This window comes from Streptomyces violens (assembly GCF_000717745.1).
Lineage (GTDB): Bacteria > Actinomycetota > Actinomycetes > Streptomycetales > Streptomycetaceae > Streptomyces > Streptomyces violens.
Window position 1 is genome coordinate 507,591 of sequence record NZ_JOBH01000002.1, and the last position, 20,972, is coordinate 528,562.

General features: G+C 69.1%; 9 protein-coding genes. 3 read left to right on the forward strand and 6 right to left on the reverse strand.

Features of this window, described 5'->3' with window-relative positions; all coding sequences use genetic code 11:
• Nucleotides 1-3 precede the first annotated feature (3 nt).
• From IF04_RS0105635 to IF04_RS0105645, 3 genes are read right to left on the reverse strand one after another with little or no spacing between them, the layout of a single operon-like run.
• A complete protein-coding gene (locus IF04_RS0105635) occupies nt 4-3,240 on the reverse strand; it encodes a helicase-related protein (RefSeq protein ID WP_030251800.1) in 3,237 nt (1,078 codons plus the stop codon).
• A complete protein-coding gene (locus IF04_RS0105640) occupies nt 3,237-5,141 on the reverse strand; it encodes a UvrD-helicase domain-containing protein (protein WP_030251802.1) in 1,905 nt (634 codons plus the stop codon). The genes IF04_RS0105635 and IF04_RS0105640 overlap by 4 nt, the downstream gene beginning before the upstream one ends.
• Entirely contained in the window at nt 5,138-9,910 is a 4,773-nt protein-coding gene (locus tag IF04_RS0105645) for a sacsin N-terminal ATP-binding-like domain-containing protein (RefSeq protein WP_030251805.1), read from the reverse strand. The genes IF04_RS0105640 and IF04_RS0105645 overlap by 4 nt, the downstream gene beginning before the upstream one ends.
• Nucleotides 9,911-10,495: 585 nt before the next feature.
• On the opposite strand from IF04_RS0105645, the gene IF04_RS0105650 reads away from it, so the two are divergent.
• From IF04_RS0105650 to IF04_RS0105660, 3 genes are read left to right on the forward strand one after another with little or no spacing between them, the layout of a single operon-like run.
• Nucleotides 10,496-12,601, forward strand: coding sequence for a helix-turn-helix transcriptional regulator (locus IF04_RS0105650; RefSeq protein WP_030251808.1), 2,106 nt, complete (start codon nt 10,496-10,498; stop codon nt 12,599-12,601).
• Nucleotides 12,598-13,575, forward strand: a complete 978-nt coding sequence (locus IF04_RS0105655; protein ID WP_030251812.1) for a hypothetical protein — start codon at nt 12,598-12,600, stop codon at nt 13,573-13,575. Before IF04_RS0105650 ends, IF04_RS0105655 begins: the two co-directional genes overlap by 4 nt.
• A complete protein-coding gene (locus tag IF04_RS0105660; protein ID WP_030251816.1) occupies nt 13,575-14,447 on the forward strand; it encodes a DUF6339 family protein in 873 nt (290 codons plus the stop codon). The genes IF04_RS0105655 and IF04_RS0105660 overlap by 1 nt, the downstream gene beginning before the upstream one ends.
• On the opposite strand, the gene IF04_RS0105665 is transcribed toward IF04_RS0105660, so the two are convergent.
• The 3 genes from IF04_RS0105665 to IF04_RS0105675 all read right to left on the reverse strand — a co-directional run bounded on the left by IF04_RS0105665 (nt 14,444) and on the right by IF04_RS0105675 (nt 20,773).
• Nucleotides 14,444-15,655, reverse strand: coding sequence for a DNA cytosine methyltransferase (locus tag IF04_RS0105665; protein WP_051830719.1), 1,212 nt, complete (start codon nt 15,653-15,655; stop codon nt 14,444-14,446). The two genes, IF04_RS0105660 and IF04_RS0105665, sit on opposite strands and share 4 nt — an antisense overlap.
• Nucleotides 15,656-15,701: 46 nt before the next feature.
• On the reverse strand, nt 15,702-16,748 hold the full coding sequence (locus tag IF04_RS0105670) for a DNA cytosine methyltransferase (RefSeq protein ID WP_078599873.1): 1,047 nt from the start codon (nt 16,746-16,748) through the stop codon (nt 15,702-15,704).
• Between the two features lie 320 nt (nt 16,749-17,068).
• A complete protein-coding gene (locus IF04_RS0105675) occupies nt 17,069-20,773 on the reverse strand; it encodes a multicopper oxidase domain-containing protein (RefSeq protein ID WP_030251825.1) in 3,705 nt (1,234 codons plus the stop codon).
• Between the last annotated feature and the right edge of the window lie 199 nt (nt 20,774-20,972).

Genomic DNA, 20,972 nt, shown 5'->3' on the forward strand with positions numbered 1-20,972 from the left:
TGGTCAGCGCTCCAGAAAAAGGGTGGATTCGGCGTCGACGTCACGCAGGCTCCACAGAGTGGACCAGCCGGTCGCATTGGGGTCCTCGTCGTCGAAACCGGTGAGCAGAGCGGGCTGATGAGAGCCACGCCGAGCCGTGTACCTCAGCGTCGGATGGTCGGCTGCCTGGTCGAGCCACCACTGTACGAACTCGTCGAAGCTCCGAGCGGTAGCCTTGCGCTCCAGGTCGTCCACCGATCCGACGCGGTCGAGGATGCGCGGCCGAACGACGGCGTTCAGCTCGTCGACAAAGCCCGCGATGTCCGCGGCCGCCTCGTCGGCACGCGCGGCAGGAAGCATCAGCCGGGCGAGCGCCACCACAACTGCATGCAGGCCACGGTCGCGCGCCCGGGACGAGAACGGAGTGACGCTCGTCGACTCCACCTCTCGATAGAGGGCGGAGTGGAAGGCGGGAAACCCTTCATAGTGCGAACGATCCCTCGAGCGGGCCGAGTTGTACATGACGGCGACCAGGCCGGGGTGCCGGCGCCCGACACGGCTGGTTGCCTGGATGTACTCGGCGGTCGTCTGAGGCTGGCCCATCACCGCCATCAGACCGAGCCGGTCGATGTCCACACCGACGGAGATCATGTTCGTGGCGAGGAGCACGTCAAGGGTGTCCGGGTCGGGCAACCTGCGCTCCAGCTGGCGCAGGTGGCGCGGGACAGCGCTGGAGTCGGCACGGCTGCTGAGCTCGATCAGCTGCGTCGCGGTACGCGGCCCCGCCGGCGTGCGCCCACCGAGCAGTTCCAGACGGTCCTGGACGTCGTCGAGGACCTGAAGTTCGGCGGCCGAGAGCAGGCGCAGGCTGTTGAAGTAGCCGACGAGCGTCCAATACGCGTCCTTGACCTCAGGGTCGGCCGCGAAGCGGGCCGCCGCGTCCAACAATGCGGCGTACGTGCGCACCAGGAGGGACGCCTGGCTGGTGCTCGGCGTCAATAGGCCGATATATCGACGTGACGCCTTGTCCTCACGCGGCGTCTCGACGGCGAACCAGGAGTCGCGCGAGTCCAGGCCTGCCGGTGGGAACTGAGCGACACGACGGTCGAACAGCGCGCCGACCTGCTCCGATGCCCGCCGGATGGTTGCCGTGGACGCCACCACCTTCGGGCGCTCCGCGAGTACGTCCACGGCCGTCTCGTACAGGCCGGTGAGCGTCCCCAACGGTCCTGAAATGAGGTGAAGTTCGTCCTGAACGATGAGTTCCGGTGGGCGCCGACCGTCCGAGTCGTCACGGTTGAACAAGGCGGCTGTGGCGGTGACCCAAGGCATTGAGGCGAACTTGTCGACGGTGGCGACGACGAGGGTCGGATGCGCGTCGTACACCGCCTCGTCGACCAGGTGCACCGGGAGGCCGTCGCCGGAGTGGAAGGCGCAAGCGGTGTTCGGGCAGCACACGATCATGCGGCGTGCGCTCTCGCGTACCTGGTAGTCGAAGGCGGTCAGCGGTTCACCGCACCACGGACATGCCTGCAGCTGGACCGGGTTCTCCTTCTGCAGAGACTTGCCCGGCTCGCGGCGCAGTGCGTCCAGCCGATCCTGGGCACTCTCCAGGTCGTTCGGGGTAGCCGACTTGCCGACCCACATGCCGAGCGACACCGGCTCGGTGCCCAGTTGCACCGCGTGTTCCGCACGTACTCGCTCCATCGCGCAGATCAGGGCCGCGGCACGCTCGAACTGCTGGAGCGTCAGCAGACGCAGCGTGTAGCGCATGATGACCGTGACCCCGCCGCCGCATGCACCGTCGCGCAGTCGGCGCAGGAAGGTGGTGAACGCGATCAGACCGAGGTATGCCTCGGTCTTTCCGCCACCGGTCGGGAACCACAGCAGGTCGGCGACGTCGCGATCCTCGTGCTTCGGATCGACGATCCCCTGCAGGCACAGCAACATGAAGGCGACCTGAAAGGGCCGCCATTTGCCCGCTGCGACCTGCGGTTCTCCCGTCCTGCCCTGCTTGATCCATGCCGTGCGTGCCCGCTGCTGCGCCATTGCCTGGTTCGCCCACCGGAAGGCGCGGAAGACGTCCGGCTGCCGGTCGTCCTCCAGGAGCGCCACCCCTCGCCGCATACGCTGCAAGGCGACACGGCACAAGTCCACCTGACGCCGGGCCGCCTGCGCGTGCGAGGTGCCGGCGAGAGTACAGGCATCGGCCTCGCGCGCGTCGATCCACTCCTCGTACCCCTGGAGCAGGCGTGTGAGGGCGGCCACGGCTTCCTCGCGCGTCCCGTGCCCGAGCCCGTACATGGTCAATGCCCGGTCGTCGATCTCCGGGTTCGAGTCGGTCAACAGCACCTCGTGCGTGGGCACGAACTCGGTTCGCACCGATGCGACCGCCGCCCGTTCGGGCATCGAGGTACGCAGAGACGGAGCCTGCCAGTCCCACACGACGGACGTGCCATGGCCCGTCGCAAACACCGGGGCGTGTCGGTGCAACAGGCGGCTGAGGGCCTGCTCCTCGTCGACCGCATCGATCTCAGTGGGCCGCTCCACGAAGGGAAGGGAGCCCTCCGTGCCGTGCACCGTCACCTCGGGCTGGAAGAAGCAGTACGCATCCTGCAGGTCGAACTCTCCGGCCGTCAGTGTGTTCACGACGGTCACGGTGACCGTCACCGTGCCGTTCGACGCGATGGGACGCACCAAGGCCCGCCATTCCAGGCCGTTGTACAAAGTGCCGCGTACGGAGCCCGGACGCCGCACATCGAACTCACCCGGTTCGCACACGAGGGGTTCGCGGCGCCAGCGTTCTTTCTGCCGCTCGGTGCTACGGGCCTCGCCGCGACGCGGCTCGACGGGGTGTCCCGCCTCGTCCTCCGGGATGTACCGGGCAGCTTCGACCTTGACGGTCAGGCGCGGGGACTCGGCAGGATCGACCGCGAAGGTCAATCCCATGGACGACGGCTTGCGCAGGTTGGCCAGCGCGATACCCAGGTCCGCGGCGCCCTGCTCCCCGTCGTCCCCGGAAACGACATCGGGCGGGGTGTCCACGCCGTCCTCGTCACCCAGGGTCGATGTCGGCCGGGTACCGTTCTCGATGGCCGAAGGCCGAGGGAAGAGGACGCCGATCGGGTACGCGCTGATCGGCGCATCATCGGTCAGGACCTCCTCGACGTCCCCGTGAGGACCCAGGAGGTCACTCCGCAGTGCGTCGCGCAGTTCGGTGCGCAGCGCGTAGTGCGCCGCGTGTGGAGAAGGTGCGGTCACGGGTGGCAGTGTCCTTCCGGAAGGGTCTCGGCGTGGGTCCAGTCGAAGCGGCCCAGGCCGCACAGGCGCGGGGCGATCCAGACGCCCCTGTCCCCCAGGCCCAGGCGCTCGGTGAGAGCGGGGAAGCCGGCAACGGTCTCGACGGTGTCGACGCGCAGCCCCGTGACGCGGCAAGGCCACCGCTCGACCTTCCGGCCGACGTTGGTCTTCAACAGGCGCCACATGTCGCGTCGGAATCGATCGGACACGGCACCGATCGGCCGCCCCTCGTGGAAGATCCCGTACGGAGGGGTCTCCTCGGCCGAAGCAGGTAGATCGTGCAGCCGGTACAGCTCCACCGGGTCGCCGCAACGAACGCCTTCACGGAGGTATTGCTGGGACAGTACCGGATCACTCGTTGGTTCCGTGGCACCGGCGGGTGCCTCGCGACACACGTCGAGATCGCCGGCTTCGACACCGGCACGGACGTACGACTGACGGCCGCCCACGTACCAACGGTCGATCTGCTGATGCTTGCGTATCATCCACGTGTTCGGACGCGAGAGTCGGTAGATGTCGTCGCGCGGCCGGGTCATCGCCACGTACAGCAGGCGCGCCTCGGCCGGTGCGTCCCTGTGCTTGCCCCGCCAGTCGGAAGGTGCCTGCGGCTCGACGACGATCACGCGGTCGAACTCCAGCCCCTTCGCCCGGTGGACTGTGGAGACGACCAGCGGATGGACGGGCGGCGCCGTCAGCTCGTCCGGCAGACGCCCCTCGGCGATCGCCCGGCGCAACGCCTCCAGGTCGAGCGTCCCGCGTGCGCCGCCGGCACAACGTCGCAGCGAGTGCCACGTGCGCTTCGAGGCCGCTTCCTGGGGAAGTGCGACCAGTTCGAGGAAACGGTCCTCGGTCAGCCGCCCCGCGCCGGTCGCGAGCAGCAGGTCCGCCATCCACACCGGGGCGGGGCGCGAGCGGGGTGAACGCTGGATACGGTGGTCCACGCCCAGCTCGTCGAGTCGCTCCGCCAGGTGGAGCACCTGCCCGTTGTCCCGGCACAGGATCGCGGTCGTACCGTCGAAGTGGCGCAACGAGTCGAGGGTGAACGGGTCGTCGAAGCTACCGAATGCCGGAGCGAGCGACAGTTCGGAGCGCAGTTCCGCGTACAGTGCCTCACCCTCCTCCGCCGCTTCGGGCGCGTCGTCGGAGAGGTTCTGCAGAGGAGCACCGAAGGACAGTGCGATGCGGGACTCCGGCGTACGAGCGCGGAAGTTGTCGGCCAGCGTCACCTCCACCAGATCGTCACCGAAGGAGCAGCGCACCCAACGGAGGAAGAGGTTCGTCTCGGCCGCGCGCTCGTCGGGATCGGTCACCTGGAAGCCGTAGACCGCCTGCGCAGCATCCCCGACCACCGTGAACCCGCAGTTGTCGGCATACCGGTCGAGCAATGCCTCCACCATGTCCCGGCGCGCGCCCACCAGGTCCTGTACCTCGTCGATGACGACATGAGCGGGAACCCCCTGCTCACATTCGTCGAGCACTCCGCGCTCGATGGCTTGCGTCGCCATCCTGATCCGCCGGTCGAAGCCCGTACCCGCCAGATCGTTCCGCTGCGGGTCCTCCAGGAGCAACAGTGACAGGGCCCAGCCGTCGAATGTCTGGGCGCGCACCCGGCGGGCGGTGGTGGCGAGCCGGTCGACTCGCTCTCGCAGCTCACGCACGGCGGCGCGCGAGAAGCTCAGGACGAGGATCTCACCCGCTTCCAGCTCTTCGGTACCCGTCAGGTGCTCCAGCCGGTACGTCAGAGTGGTCGTCTTGCCGGCGCCGGCACCCGCCGTGACGAGCGTCCTCGCGTCCCAGGGTTGCGTCACTACGGAGGACTGGGCCGGGGTGAGCGAGAAGCCGTCCCCGTTCCGGGAGGTCACTGCTCCCCCTTCTTCCACAGGTACTCGAACTTGGTGAAGGCAAGGCTCTCGTCGTGGTTCACGACGTTGTCACGCACGTCGAGGATCAGGCAGGTGTCCTTGCCACCGTTGCGGGGACCGCGCAGTCCGCGGCCGATCATCTGTTGGTAGCTGTTGGCGCTGTACACGGGACGGGCGATGACCACTGCCCGCGTCGCCGGTGCATCGAACCCCTGAGTCAGCACGCCGTAGTTCGTGATGACCCGGATCTCCCCCCGGCGGAACGCGTCGACCCGCTGGCGACGCTCGGTGGTGGGAGTCGCCGAGTCGATGGCTGCGGCCCTGATGCCGCGGTCGCCGAGCTTCGCCGCGAGGAACTTGGCGTGCGACACGGACGTCGCGAACACCAGGACCGGCCAGTCGTCCGGCATTGCCGTGATCTCGTCGAGGAGCATCTGGTTGCGTGCCTCGTCCTCGGCGAGGCGCTGCTCGGCGCCCTTCGGCAGAAAGCCGTTGAACTGTTCCACTGTGCGCAGTTCATCGGCGTTGAGCTGTACCCGGGCGCCGGCCAGTTCGCGGTGGACGACCTGAGCCAGCACGCCCAGATCCTGGAGGCTCGGGATGGGCTCGCCCACGAAGACGTTTTCATCGAGACGATGGTTGCCGAAGCGCTGCGCGAGGCGCCGCGTCAGGTCGGCGTCGTTGCGGAACGGTGTGGCGGTCAGACCGACGAGATGGCGTGGCGTCTCACGGTGCGTGAGCCCCAGCTGCTCCAGGATCTCGGTGTACCGGCGACCGATCGCGACGTGCGCCTCGTCTGCGAGCACCAGCGATGCCCCGCGCAACCATGCGTACTCGTCCGTGTGCAGACACACCCGCAACTTCGCATCGGTGGCCACGACCAGGTGCGGGCGATCGGACACCGGTGTCGCGGAATTGCTGCTCCACAGCCGGTCGATCACCAGGGGCTGGTCCGCGCCGACCTTCTCCCACACGAACTTCCAGGACTGAACGGCCTGCTCGCACAGTTCCTCGGTCTGGGCCATCCACAGGATCGGCCCCCGCGGCGTGCCGGCCTCGCGGATCCACCGGATGACACCCTCCGCCGTGACACGGGTCTTGCCCGCGCCCGTCGGCAGACTGAGCATGGCCCGCTGCGGCGTCGACAGCGTCAACAGCTGCGTGAGCTTCGATGCCAGGCGCTCCTGGTAGGGGTGAAGGGCCGGGAACTCCGTCGGCCCCTGTGCCTCCATCCGTGCCGGGGGCGAGGGCACGCGAGCACCGGCGAACGAGTCGGGGAAGCCGAGGTCGGTCACGAACCGCAGGGCGGAGGAGCCACCGTCGAAGTGGCGGGGTGCGTTGGTGTACTGAGTGGCGATGTCCTTGGCGTGCACCCGCAGCACCGACTCTCCGTGCGCGTTGTAGGCCATCTCCGCGAGGCGCCGGGCATCCGGCTCCTGCCCGGTCTCGGAGACCTCGCTGGCAAGCAGACCGGCCGGGAGTTCCGTCTTGAGACTCTCCTCGTCGATCATCATGGCGATCTTGTCGATAACGCTCTGACTCCGGCGGATGGCAGTCAGGCGGGCCTGGTAGGCACGGTCCGCCTTGTCCGCCTCGTACTTCTGCATCAGGGCCCGGCATCCGGCGACACCCATGTTCCAACCGAACTCGCGATCGGCGATGACGAGCGCCTCCTCCGCGGACAACTCGTCCGGCACCAGGACCGTGTGCTCCTGGCGGGTGCCGTCGAGCGGAGTGTTCCAGCTGCCCTTGGGAGTACGGACCACCTCCTCGAGCTCTGAACAGCGCTGAAGGGACAGGCCGTTCGCCCGGTTGCCGAGCCGCTGGCGCAGCGGCGGGTACTCGTCGACCAGCGGTACGGCCGGGCCGACCGGCACGGCCCGCACCCGCTTCTCGACGACGTCGGAGACCCTCCGCATCCCCCACTGGGTGATCATGTACTCGGCCTGCTCACGGTCGTGCTCGGCATCGACGAGGAGCACCGGGTGCTTCTCCCGGACCAGCTCGTCGTAGCCAGCACGCGTCGTCGCCACGGCGATGTCGCTGTCCGGGCGCATCTCCCACTCGTCGCCGACCCGGCAGCGAACCGTCTCCTCGGCCTCGACCAGCTCCAGGGCGACGCGGATGAGGGTGGCGTACGTGGAGCCGACGAGGGCGTCGTCCTCGCTGGTTTTCACCAGATCCAGAAGCGCGGACCAGCGTTCCGGTGCGACATCGTGCACCGAAGTCGGCAGTCCGAGACGCCGGGCCTTGTCCTCGTCGAGCTTCGTGGCCACAGGTAGGACGTGCGCGTACGCCGAGAGCTGGGGGCCCACGGCTGCATGCAGCGGCACCAGCCCCTTCGAGGTGTGCACCATGCCGGTGCGGCGCAGCAACCATCGGATCGGGGACTCCACCCGCGTACGGGTACTCACGTTGCGGCCGATCTGCCGGGTCCAGGACTCGACGATTCCGTCGGCCGGCACCGCGTCGACGAAAGCGGCCTTGCCCTCCGGAGAGAGGTGCTCGAAGAGGTGGAGCGGGCCGGCCGTGGGCGAGCCCTCCAACTGCACGGTCTGCATCTGGACGCGGCCGGCCTTCTTGTCGAGGCTCTCCAGGTACGCGTCATGCTGCGCGCGGTGGTACCCCTCGAACCAGGCTTCCTGCTCGGGGTGGTGGCCGCGCGTGGGTCGGTCCTTCATGCCGAGCTCCCGCAGCACCGAGGCGTCGTGGAAGGACATGTCGACGGCCATCTCCGCGTCCCGCGAGCCGTTCGCCGGGACGACCATGCCGGGCAGCAGGCATTCCTTGAGCGGGCGGAAGGCGCCGGCGATCGTCCTCACGCGCAGCGTCTCCTCCATGTGCGGCACCTTCGCGCGGATGGTCAGCACCTGCGCGGTGCCGCCCGCGCTGCGCAACAACTCCCAGAAGCGGGTCCACGACTCGTCGGTGTAACCGTCGAAGCCCTGGTCGAGCACGCTCTGGAATCGGCCACGACTGTCGGCGTCCCGGATTCCGAGGCGGTCGAGGTGACTGAGCAGGGCGGCATCGGAGGAGATCCGCTCGTCCACGTACACCAGGTCGTCGGGGAGTCCGTCGGCCCCGGAGTCCCGGAAGACGCGGCCCGCAACGGGGGCGACGAAACCGTGCCCGGCGGTCAGGACGATGCGGGCCCGCCGGGCCTCCTCGGCTTCGTGCGCAGGAAGCTTGTCGAGCAACAGTGCCAGCAGGCGGATCGCGGTGGCGGACGCCTCGGGGGTGCCGTCCTCGACCAACGCTTCGAGCCAGTCCCGGACGGTCTCCTCCTGCTTGTCGGCCGCGGCCAGGAAGTGAGTCAGCTTGCCCCGACGCCCACCGACCTCCACGGAGTGGTGCACCCAGTCGCGAGGACGGCCGGGGTACGAGCTCCACAGGGCGAGGGCCTCCTTCGGGAGCCGCTCCGGGTGGATCCGCAACTCGGCGGGGATCCGCAACGCACCGTCCTGATCGGGAAGGGACGGTTTCTGCGCCGTCGACTTCCACACGAGTTCGGTCAGTCGGGCGCAGGCCCAGTTCGGCGACTCCTTGGTACGGCCGGGCAGCAGCGGGAGGTACGCTGCCGGGTCCTCGGGCTCCACGAGGTCGGGCAGCGCCCCGACCACCAGGTCGGCCGCGACCCGGATCAACTCCTCGTTGAGGTTACTGCCGGTCAGCAGGTTCTGACGGTCCTCGTTGGTCTTCCAGGCCGCATTGAGGGCACCGCTGAGCGTGGTGGCGTACCTGGTCGGGAAGAACGACCAGAACCAACCGCGTTCGTTGGGGACCTGGCGGATCCCCTGTTCGTTCACCTTGTATTCCGGAACGGCCCAGGAGACGTCGATGGTGACGCGAGCGTGCAGCTCACCGGCGGTGCCCCGCGACTCGTCCGTTACGGAGTGAGGCATCGTGAAGACTCGGAATCTCTCCACCTCCGCGTGTGCCCCGCCGCGCGCTTCGCGGACGGTGTGGAAGATCCCGTCGTGCTCCACAGTGAGTTCGCGGCGTACCTTGGGCATCTTGCGCACGTCTTCCAGCAGGACGGTGCCCACGTGGTGGGAGAAGAGCTGGAAGAGCCGAGGGAACTCCTCCCTGCCGCCATCGTTGCGTCCCTTGCCGAGCTGCTGGATGTCGAGCGCGAGGCGGTCCGCCGCACCCGGCAGCAACGGCAGCCGCACAACGGTCGTAGCCCATGACAGCAGCTCGCGCAGCCTCCCGTCTCTCGCACACTCCTGCTCCACGTCGAGAGGCCGGGCCAGCCGCAGCACGGGCGTCTCGCCGACGCTCTCCACCGGAGGCAGCCCCCGTTCGGCCCGGCCCTTGTTGACGGCGGCGAGGATCTCGGCCGCCGACCAATCCGCGTCGAAACCGAACGAGCCGGAAGTGCTGAAGAACTGGGGAGTGGGCGTCACCGAGAGGACGGACTTCACGCCCACTCCGAAGCGTCCGATCTGCCCGCCACGCTTGCGGGACACCCCCATGCGCAGGATGGTGTCCGCGCCCTCCGGCGTGATCGGGGTGCCCTCGTTCGCGCAGTACAGATGATCGTCGTCCAGGATGACGTGGATCTTTCCCCGGGGCTGCTCACGCAGTTCGTCCGCGGCGTTCTGGACCAACTCGAAGAGCTGGCGGTCGCCGTATCCGCCCTGGTGGATACGGCGCTCGCCGTTGGCGTCCTCCTCGACACGGTCGGGGTTGAAGGCGTAGGTACCGAGTGCCAGCTCGGTGAGCTCGGCGATCTTCGACAGGACGGCGCTGTCCGCATGGCTGTTCACGGAGGTCTGTGCTCCTCGAAGGAAGACTGGCGGCGGCCCCGGCACAGGTGCTGATCCTGATCTTGAGTTCGGTGCCGGGAGGTGGGCGGCGCAAGGTTTTGTGAGCGGGGGCTCGCGCCTCGAGATGCACCTACAGATGCATCTGGTGGTTGCATGAAAGGTGTGCGCGCTGTAGTTACGCGAGCGCGAGGCGGCCCGACACCGGATCGTGTGGTGCGAAGGATCGACGGTCGTTCACGAACGAGGCCCCCTGCCGTGTGATGGCGTGACAACGGGGTGGCCGTCCGGCGCCCTCCCCGGGCCGAGCAGGAGCGGTCGCCTCCAGTCGGTGAGCCGGTACGTTATACCTCGTATACGTCTGTTGTCCATGGGAATTGAGGGGCAGTCAGGTCTCGCGTTCCGACTCCATCGATCAATCTCCTGAAGCACAAGGCAGTGTCAGTGGTCCGTGTTGTAGCGGCACCGGCATCCGTGATGTACAAAAATCTTTGACGTTGTGAAGCGCGTCAAAAACGCCTGGTAGTGTCGGCCTCGAAGTGCCCGCAATCGGGGGGCGACAAGAGCGACGGAGGGCGACCCACCCCAATGACAGGCCAGCAAGGAGAACCCTTCGGGCCGTGGCTCGGGCGCCAGCTTCGCCGCGCCGGCATGACGCAGGCGCAGCTCGCGACCGAACTCGGCAAGACGCGGGCCGCTGTCTCCGCCTGGATCACCGGCCGGGCCGAGCCGCGCGAGGACGCCAAGCTGAAGATCGCCGAAATCCTCGGCACCGACCTCGCCTCACTCGTGACGAGGACGGCGGATGTCCCTACCGACCTCCCACTCCGGTGGCAGCACCGCCCGGCGCATGTCGACGGCGGCCGCGAATACGGCAACGTCGCCGCCTTCGCCTTCGATGCCGACCTGTCCGTGCTGGCCCGCGAGGCCACACAGAACTCGCTCGACGAGCGCCTCGACGACACGAGCGAGCCGGTGCGCGTGCACTACATGCTCCACGAGCTCAGCGGCGAGCATCTCGACGCCTTCCTCAAGGCAGTGCACTGGGGTGAGCTCGGCCGACACTACGAGGAAGCCGCCTCAGGCCGCCAGAAGGCATCCCGGAGCCTGCGCTCCGCGCTCGACGAACTCGCCGCCGACCGATCCCTGTTGCTCCTGCGAATCGACGACTACAACGCGGCCGGTCTCACGGGGCCGGAGTACAGCGACGGGCGGTTCGCCGCCGTCGTACGCCGCACGCTCGACTCCCACAAGGCGTCGGGAGGCCGTGCCGGAGGTTCGTACGGCCTCGGCAAGGCCACTCTGTGGGCCACCAGCCGCTTCGGTCTCGTGCTCATCAACTCGACGCTCTCCGAACCGCACGAGGGCCGCACACAGCGACGTGTCGTGGGACGTCTGGACCTTCCGTGGCACACTCTCGACGGCGAGGAGTACGCGGGGCCGGCGTGGTTCGGCGAACCCGACACTGATCCCGAGCGCAAAGATGTCGCCCGCTCCTGGTGGGCCGACGAACAGACCGTCCGCAATCTTCACCTGGAGCGCACGGGTGACGAGCCCGGTACATCGTTCCTCGTCGTGGGCGCGTACGACGCCTCCGGTGACGCCGAGACGCTGCAGGAGATGCACGACAAGCTCGTACGGTCGCTCGCCGACGGTTTCTGGGCCGCGATGATCGGTGGACGCGATGCAGGAGCACTCATGGAGGCCCGTGTCACCACCCTGCGCAACGGACAGGTGGTCATCCCGGAGGAGCGCGTGGACCCCCATGCGCATCACCCGGCCCTCAGCCGCGCCCTCCAGGCGTACCTCGACGGTGGAACCGTCTCCGAGCTCACGGCCGGCGACCAGGTCGCCCGCGCCGAGGTCCCGCTGATCGTCACCCACCTCAAGGGCAAGGGACGCGCCCGTGACAAAGGCAGGGAACACCCCGCCGTTCTGCTGCTCACCCCGGCCGACGACACGGACGAGCACTTCAATCGGGTCGTGTGCATGCGCGGCAACCGCATGACGATCACTGAGCAGCGGCCCCGCGACCTACCGCTCGGAACCATGCCGTTCCAGGCGGTGCTCCTCGCCGGCTATGCGACGGGCCGCAAGGGAGAGGACGTCGATCTTGCGGAGGCGTTCCTGCGGGCCTCCGAACCGCCCGAGCACGATCGCTGGGACCGGACCGAGGAACTCACCACGACGTATGAGCGCGGCGCGCTCAGTCGCATCAAGGAGTTCCGGCAGAGCATCGACCAGGCGGTGCGGTCACTCGCCGTCCGCCGTGAGGTCACCCGGACCGGGGGCCCGCCCGCCCTGCGTGAACTGCTCGTCCTCGACGGGGGAGGCACCCCGGGCGGCGGGCGACGCACTCAGTCGTTCCCCACGGTGCGCAATGTGAGCGCCCATCTTGAGGCCACCGGAGCCTGGAACGTCACCGTCACGCTCAGGTTGCCCGACGCCGAGGACCCCTGGTTGCTCACTCCTGTCGCCAAGTTCGACGTACGTTCCGGAGGCAGGCCGACCGTCGACTGGTCGCTGCTCGTCGGCTCGGAGAGCTGCCGCGCCGAGGGCAACGACATCGTCGTCGAACCAGGCGTGCGCACTGCCGTGTTCACCGGTGTCACGGACCCTGCCACCCACCCCGTACAGGGCGGTTTCGCCCGACTCGCCGTCGACGTCCTCAAGGCGCGCGGAGGTGCCGCGTGAAATCAGTGTTCCCGTACCCGACCGTATTCGGTGACATCGATTTCGAGGTCGCATCCGTCACCGTGGACGGCGCCCCGCTCCCGTACGCACAGGTGTCGACGACCGAGCGGACGGTGGCCCTGCACCGAGCAGGGCGTGAGCACTGGGACCGGGCCACGCTGCGCCTCAAGGCCCGGCTGCCCGAGCCGGAACTCGCCGAGGGGCCCTGGACGGACATCACGTGCGTGGCCGTCCTCACGGAGAAGGCCACCAACGCTCGCACGACCACCAAGCTGACCCGGACGCCCGACGGCGACTGGCACGGCGCCATCGACCTGTTCAAGCACCACCACCTGCGCCGCGCCACGGTCACCGTGAACGTGGTCGGCACGGTCGACGGCATTGCGGGGCGCCTCATCGGCTCCCCGGAACAGGTCTGGTACGTCGACCTGCGCGAGTCCACTCCCGCACGTCGTCGCGAGATCGAGATCGTCGAGGTCGACTTCCGCGACGGCCCGCACGACTGGCTGCGCCCCTTCCAGGAGTCTCCCTGGATTGTCGAGACGAGCGCCGACACCCCCACTGTCTACCTCAACACCACAGCTGTGGAAGGGCTTATGGAGGTGCTCTGCGTGAAGGGCGGCAGCGCGGCGGAGCGAGTGCTGCGCGACATGACAGCCGGCCAGATCGCGCAGGACACCTGGACCGCCATGTTCCACACCGCCATCAGCGACCTCGACGTCGACGAGGACGGTACCCCCGTCATGCCGACGGGATGGCGTGAAGCGGTCGTGCGCATGATGCTCCCCGACGTTCTGCCCGGCCGCCAACTCACCGACGCGCTCTACGACATCAATGAGCGTCGTACCCAAGGATTCGGCTGGTCCCAGTTGCAGACCGCGATCCAGTACGCGGCCGGAAGGCGCAGTCGCATCTCCAAGAAGCTGACCAGCGCGGTACGTACCGTCGACCGCGCAGAAAAGAGCGTGAGCTGATGCGCCGGGCAATCCCCTACGACGTACCCACCGTTCTCGGGTCGTTGCCCGACGCGGCGGTGGCCAAGTACCTCAGCCGCGCCATCCTGTCCGGTCAGGAAGCACCCCCGCAGGTCGCCCTGCGCAAGGCCTCGACCCCGTTCTCCGCATCCGAGGCACGCCGGCACACCGCGCCCGTGCGGCAGCTGCTCGACGAGGCGATACGGCGCTTCGCCGATCAACGCACATCCGCCGACGGTTGGCTCGCCCCCCGGCTGCACGCCACGCTCCGTCTGACGAGAGCAGAGGCCGCCGACAGCCGCCTGTGGAACTACCTCGCCCTGCTTGTCGCCCCGGACTACGTTGTCTGGCGCCACAAGGGCACAGAGACCACCGCCACATCACGCTTCTGCGGCGCGCACTACACCCAGACATTCTCCCGGCTGTGGTGGGCGGCGGAACTCTTCCGGGACGGAGCCGACTACCGTCCGGTGGAGATCGCCTGCCGGGTACAGGACGTCCTGAACACCACCCTGCGGCTGGACGTCATCGACCATCGCCCGACGGCCCTGGCGATCGTACGGATCCTGGACCGCCTGATCGCCTCCGGCACTTCGCGCCCCGGCGACCACGTCAACGCTCTGTCCTCCGCGGTCAACACCGCCGGCAGCACGCTCGTTTACGACGTACTGGCGCCCGATCCCGGCGGTGACGGGGAAGCCCTCCTCGACTGGATGGCCGCGGCGCAGGACGCCCCGGCCGTGCCGTGGGAGCGACTGCCGGACGGACCCGACGACGGGAGCGTCAGCGCGCGTTCCGTGGACGGTCTCGTCACGCTGTTCGAGAAACTGCTGGCGGAGGCGCCCAGGAGGCAGCGTGGGACAGCCGGCTAGGCCGATGCGGTGGGTTGCGGACGCTGCCATCCCTCCAGGCGTGTCCACACATCCTCTGTGGGCTCGGGGAGCCCGAGGGCGGCACTGAGGATGTGCACGCCCAGCCGCGGTGGGACCGCGTTCCCGATCTGCTGGGCGACCGCTCTGCCGGACCACGGGTAGTTCCGCGGGAACGACTGGAGTTGCCCCGCTTCCGGGTTGGTGAAGGGACCGATGTCCTTACCGTTGACCTCCAGCCGGTTCCGGGAGATCTTGCCGGTAACCGTGGCGGAAGGTGTCGTCGATTCCCGACGACCACGTGCCTTCGGATCCCCGCCGGTTCCATAGTTCGACACGACTACGAACTCGTCCTCGCGGCCCAGCGCCTGCCCCATCGATACCCACGGATCGAGCCCCCCGTCCTTGGGGGGCGTCACACCCTTGCGGTACCGGTGGTGGGTCGGCGCGGGAAAACGCGGATGTTCGTCGCGGCGAGCCAGGAGCACGGCACGTCGGCGGGTCTGCGGCACCCCGTACTCCTCAGTGTGCAACACGAACGCGCGCGGCGACGGCTCTGCCCGCCGGGACGATCGGGCCGTCCCGGCCAGGGGCAACTGAGGAGTCACGTCCGAGTCGACGCCCTCGAGCAGCGGGAACTTGTAGCCGATCCGCTCCAGGACCTTCCCCATGGCCTCCCATACGGGAAGTACAGCGGGCACCTGCTCGAGGACGATGGCCTCGTACGGGCGACCAAGGAAATTGGCCTGCAGCGCCCACTTCAACGGCTGGAGGACCAGGGCGGTCCGCTCGTCGTCGAAGCTCTCGGCTTCCTTCATCACGAGCTCGAGGGCGCTGACGTCCTTCGCGTTCGCGAGCTCGTCCACGAGCGACAGGACCAGGTCGAGTGCCCTGCGTCCCGCGCCCGAGCCGGCCACGGTGAAGGTCTGACACGGCGGACCGCCCGCCAGTACATTCGCATCGCGGACCGGCTCGCCGTCGGGGCCCTCGCTGTCGGGGTCGTAATCACGGACATCACCGTGCACGGTGAGCAGGTTGGCTGCCTTCCGTGTTTCGCACGCATCGTCGTCCCACTCGATGCCGATCGTCTTGACGGGCATCTCCTCGGTGTCGAGGATCTCGGCGGCCAGATCCAGTCCCCCAGGCCCCGCGAACAAATCCACGATGCGGAAACGTGCAGACGAGAAGTGGTGGGACTGAGCGGCGGTCATGGTGAGGGAGTTTATAGGGACCTGGCCGGGAGCGGAGACACGCCCTTCACTCGGCAAGGAGCGCCGCCCGGATCGAGAGCCCCAGGGCCTCGGCCAGCGGAGGTGGCGTCGCGTTGCCCACCTGCCGGTAGCGGGCGGTCTTACGCCCCATGATCTTCCAGTCGTCGGGGAAGCCCTGCAGGACGGCGACCTGATCGACGGTGAGCGGCATCATGCCCTCGCGCCCCAGTTCGGGATCCCAGTGGAAGTCCGGGCCCGGCACAGCGTCCGCGATCGTGCCACCGTCCACCCCCATGCGTGCCCACGCGCGCTTGGACCCCGTCATGCCGAGGTCGGCACCGCCCCTGTCCCACGATCCCCCGACGATCGTCGGGGCGAGACGGTCGGCCTGGGCGGCCCATTCGACCGCACGGTGCCACCCGCCGGCGGCCATGGATTCCCCGAGCGCCATACCGACGGTGATCGGCGGATCGAGCAGCCGCTCCGGGGAGCGGAAGCGGTCGAGGCCGTCACCCTTGAACGCTATGAGGACCCCCTCGGCGCGATCCTGCGGAACGCCGTGATCGGCTGCGTTGCAGACGAACCATTCGTGCTTGTAGCCGAGGTGGCCCAGTTCCTCGGCGACGAAGTCACGCAGGGGCGCGTACGCGTCCTTGGTCACCACGTCCGGTACGTTCTCGAAGAGGACGGCGCGCGGCTGCACCCCGTAGATCAACTCGATGGCGGCCCTGAACAGACCCAGCTCGACGTCGTTGCTCCTCGTGCGATTGACGGCCGCTGTGCCCTTGACCCGGGGAAGCCCTCCGGCGAGGAGGTCGACGTCGTATGCCTTCGGCTCCTCCGCAGGGTCGAAATCGACGAGATCGATCTCGCGCACGTCCCAAGCTGGCCGGTTCGCGCGCAGCGTCTCGCATGCCACCGGCCGGTTGTCCAGCAGCAGCACGGGGTCGAATCCTGCGCGTTCGAGACCGAGGGCGAGGCCACCCGCGCCCGCGCAGATCTCCAGGCAGCGAAGACGCGGATCGAGGTGGTCCGCGAGGTGTCGTTCCAGCGACGTCGGCTTATCGATGGGGTCGAATTCCGCCGTCGTCATGGCGTGCACACCTCTTCTGTCCGCAGTACGTGATCCTCTTGGGTAACGCGGGCCCGGGTCCTCCGCGGTCCCGGTCTCGACCCAGTACGCCGACTCGGCGATCGGGCAGATTAGCACGCGACCTGTATCGACCGGTGATCCGGGCGGCTGTCGACAGTGGGCGTGGTCACCTCGGCACGCCACCGATGGCGCTTCGGTCGTCCATGGGAGTTCTCGGCAGAGAACGGGCCGGCCGAGGGTCGTGCAGCTCAGGGGCCATCTTCGGATGGCCCCTGAGGCGTTTCCGGGCTGTGACGGCCGAGCAGGCCGCGCGGACCGGATCAGTCGCGGACGCGGATGAGGCCCCACACCCCCTCCGACAGGGTCCAGCGCAGCGCTCCGCTGCGGTACGCGTAGTCGCCGGGGCCGCCGGCTGTCAGGTCCAGGGTCCGGACGCTGCCGGGGCTCAGCGCGCCGAGGGAGCCGACCCGTGGCTGCCGCAGGTGTTCCTCCATCGGCCAGGTCGCGCCGTGCACCTCGAAGCTGTGGTTGCGCGGCTTGTCCGTGCCGAACACGACGTGCAGCCGGACGCGGTCGCCCGACCGGCATTCCAGCAGCGGCGTCGGCGGCCGTGGGTCGGCCAGGGACGGTCGGGACGGCACCAGGTGGGCGCTGCGGTAGTTGATCCCCTTCTGACCGGCGTCCTCGGGGTCGTCCTGCAGGTCGCGCACCGGCTGGTCGGGGTCGCCGTCGTGGTAGTGCCGCAGGCCGTCCTGGACGATCAGGACCAGCTCGTGGACCGGTGGCCCGTCCGGCCCGCGCAGCAGGGTCCGCGCCCCGGTCCACCGCTCGGGCGTGACCTCGGCCGGCTCGACGATCAGCGCGCCGACCAGCCCGCGGTGGCGGTGGGTGCGCAGGTCGGCGCGGTCCTGGAGGAGGACGGCGCCGGGCGTGTCGGCGTACCAGCGGTACACGATCTCGTCGCCCGGGCCCACCGTGCCGTCGGGGTTGCGCCCGATGTGCGCACCGTCGCCGGTCCGTACGTCGTAGCGGACCAGACCGCCCGCGTGCAGCGACACCCGCTCCGAGATCTCCCGGGTCGCGGGGTCGTCCTTGGCGGGCAGCGGCGGGTCGAACGGGGTGGGCGTCAGCGGCACCGCCAGCTCGTTGCGGAGCCGGATCTCCACCCATTCGCCGACGCGGCAGCGGATGACCAACGGCTCGTTCTCGGGCTGGCCGTCGGTGCGGTACTCCACGCCGTACGGGTCGGAGCGCTGGTCGCTGTAGCGGAGCTCCTTGCTCCTGGCGCGCACCCGGTAGCGCCGGGCCCGCGAGGCGCGGAACGGCGGCAGCGGGTCATCGGTGCGGCGGCCGGGCAGCGGCGGCAGGTCCGGCTGTTCCTCCTCGTGCAGCCGGAAGAGCCCCCAGCACCCCATCCAGGTGTCGTCGATGCCGGCGAAGCGCCACAGGTAGTCGCCGGGGCCGCGGTGCTCGTCGAGATGGAAGCTGAACGCCTCGGAGATGCCCAGCGTCTGGTGGTCGCGCAGCGGCGAGGCCAGGTCGTCGCGCCAGGCCCGCCAGCGCATGCCGTGCACCATCAGGCCGTGCTGCTCCTCGTGAGACCCCTGGTACAGCCGCAGCCGGACCGGTTCGCCGGGATAGCCGCGCAGCAGCGGCGTACCGGGGTCGCCGTGCTTGTCGCTGGAGAACCAGTCGGCCGGTTCGTCCCCCCTCTCGTGCAGCGGTTCGCAGCGGTAGCCGACCGCCATCGCGCCGTGGTCCTCCAACTGGCCGGGGAATTCCGGTGGGTTGATGGGGTCGTCGCGGCCGTCCTTGCGCTCGAAGAGCGGTACGAAGTCGGCGACGCCGAGGACCTGTTCGCGGAAGGCCGTGCCGTCCGGGAGCCGTACCACCGCCTGGTTGCCGTTGCGCACCTCGCGGTCGTGGTCGTGCGGGTCGACCCACACGGCGCCCTCCGGCTCGGCGATCATGCTGCCGAACAGGCCGTGCCGCTGCCGCTCGTTGGCGAGGAGGTGGTCGTGGAAGAAGACGACGCCGAACTCCTCGTCGCAGTACCAGCGGTACATCCAGGAGTTGTACCGGGCGAAGTCCTCCGCGCCCTGGTCGGTGGTGGTCGTACCGGAGAGGTAGTTCCAGCCCACGCTGGCGCCGTCCGACACCAGCGGATCGAACTTGACCAGGTGGACGTGCAGGCCGCACTCGGGCTGGAAGGGCAGCACCTGGTCGAAGGCGGTCTCCTCCTGGCAGCCGACCGGCAGCGCGTTGGTCAGCGTGAACTCCAGTACCTCGCCCTTGCGCCCGCGGATGGCGATGGGCTGGACCTGCCGGTGGCCCTCGGCGAGCTGCCGCCGGAACTCCTCGACGCCGCCGGCCTCGTCGATCTCCTCCTTGAGTGCGAAGAGATGGCCGCGCGGGTCGTACCACCGGCTGCCGTGCCCGGCGTCCCCGCCGTGGTGGCCGTTGCCGCCGTCGAAGTATGTGACCGGTGCCTCCAGCACCACCAGGTGGTAGCGGCGGACCGGCGGGGTGACGCCCGCGGGCGTCAGCTTGGTGAACGCCTCGCCCGGCTGCGGGTCGTCGACGAACGCCGCGCGCTCCAGGTCGGTGGGCTCCCGGCCCATGCCCTCGGGCATGTGCGGGGTGCGCGGCGGGCGGGGCGACTTCTGCGGGAACTCACCGGGGATGAAGGCGGGATACCCCGGCCGCTCGGCGGTCGGCGGCTGCGGCTGCTCGGGGTTGCCGGGCAGTGGCCGCAGGGCCACGATCGGCGTGCCGTCGGGGTAACGCCCCGATCCGTCCTGCAGCTTGTCGAAGATCCGCCAGATCCCCCACATCCCGGAGTGGAAGTGCGGATACAGATGGCAGTGGAAGATCGCGTCGCCGGTCGCGCGCTGGACCGAGCCCGCGACCGTCTCGATGGTGAAGGCCTGCTGCGGGCCGATGGAGATGGAGTCGATCAGCGGCGAGTCGTCGTTGCCGGGCACCGCCCGCCACTGGTGCAGGTGCAGATGGAAGACGTGCGTCTCCTTGATTCCGGCGTGCACCAGCCGGATCCGCGAACGGTCGCCCCGGTAGGCGCGCAGCAGCGGGGTCGACGGGTCGCCGAACAGCCAGGAGCTGTGGTGCTGTTCCTCGCCGACGATCTGGTCGCGCACCGGGTCGATCTCCCCGTTGGCGAGCAGCTGCTCGTAGGCGAACGCGCGCCAGCCCATCGGCTCGGTGCGGTAGCTCATCAGCATCATCGACGCGGCGTGCCCGTCGCCGTGCTCGCCGTGCTCCGGGTCTTCGTCACCGAAGAGGTCGGGCGCCAGCCGCTCCCCGCCGGCGGCGACGGAGTGGGTGTGCGGGCGCGGCAGGTCGCAGTGGTACCGCGGGTGCGGCGGCAGGACGGGGTTGTGGTTGTGCGTCTCGTCGTGCATGAACACCGCGTACTCGCGGAAGCTCGGCTCGCCGGGCAGGTGCACGTCCGCGTACAGGCCGGAGTCCAGCGGCCCGCCGGTGACCGGGTCGGTCCAGGTCGCGCCGCGCGGCTCCACGATCAGCGCGCCGAACAGGCCGTGCGCGTTCGAGCCGTGCTCGGAGCCGCGCAGGTCGGCGAGGTCGCCGAAGAAGAACGTGCCTTCGTTGTCGCACCGCCAGACGTAGGTGCGGCGGCCGCCGTCCGGTTCGGCGGCGGAGTCGGGATTTCTGCCGACCCTGCCGCCGTCCGCGTCGAGGACGTCGTAGCCGACGCCCTGCGCGTGGATGCCGGCGCGCTGCGGCAGTTCGTTGCGGAACCGCACCACGACCTTGTCGCCGACGTTGGCGCGCAGGACGAGCGGCCGGACGAGCGGGTGCGGCTCCGGGAGCCGCTCGGGCTCCTCGATCGGGTGCGGGAACGGGTCCGGGAACTGCTCCCGTACCCTGCGCAGCTCGGCCTCGTCCGCCGCGAGCGCGTAGACCATGCCGTCCGGGTCGTGGTCCCCCCACGTGTCGTACACAATCGGGACTTTCAGCGCCACCACATCGTATGTACGTAATGCCATGCGGCATCCCCCTGTGATGTGAAGTGTCATACGTCGTATGACACGGAGCTAGACGGCCCCTCGCGGCACCCGGGTTGCTCGCGGACGGACAGCACCGGGAGCCCCGGAAGCACGACGGCGCGCCGCGGCGCGGTCCGCTCGTTGCGGTAAGCCCCCTTGTGCAACGGGACGAGCGGTCATCCGCCCCCCGGACCGTGCC

Coding starts and splice junctions, on each gene's coding strand:
- IF04_RS0105670 (WP_078599873.1), bottom strand. CDS start 16,748: ATGACGACGGCGGAATTCGACCCCATCGATAAGCCGACGTCGCTGGAA.
- IF04_RS0105675 (WP_030251825.1), bottom strand. CDS start 20,773: ATGGCATTACGTACATACGATGTGGTGGCGCTGAAAGTCCCGATTGTG.
- IF04_RS0105665 (WP_051830719.1), bottom strand. CDS start 15,655: ATGACCGCCGCTCAGTCCCACCACTTCTCGTCTGCACGTTTCCGCATC.
- IF04_RS0105660 (WP_030251816.1), top strand. CDS start 13,575: ATGCGCCGGGCAATCCCCTACGACGTACCCACCGTTCTCGGGTCGTTG.
- IF04_RS0105650 (WP_030251808.1), top strand. CDS start 10,496: ATGACAGGCCAGCAAGGAGAACCCTTCGGGCCGTGGCTCGGGCGCCAG.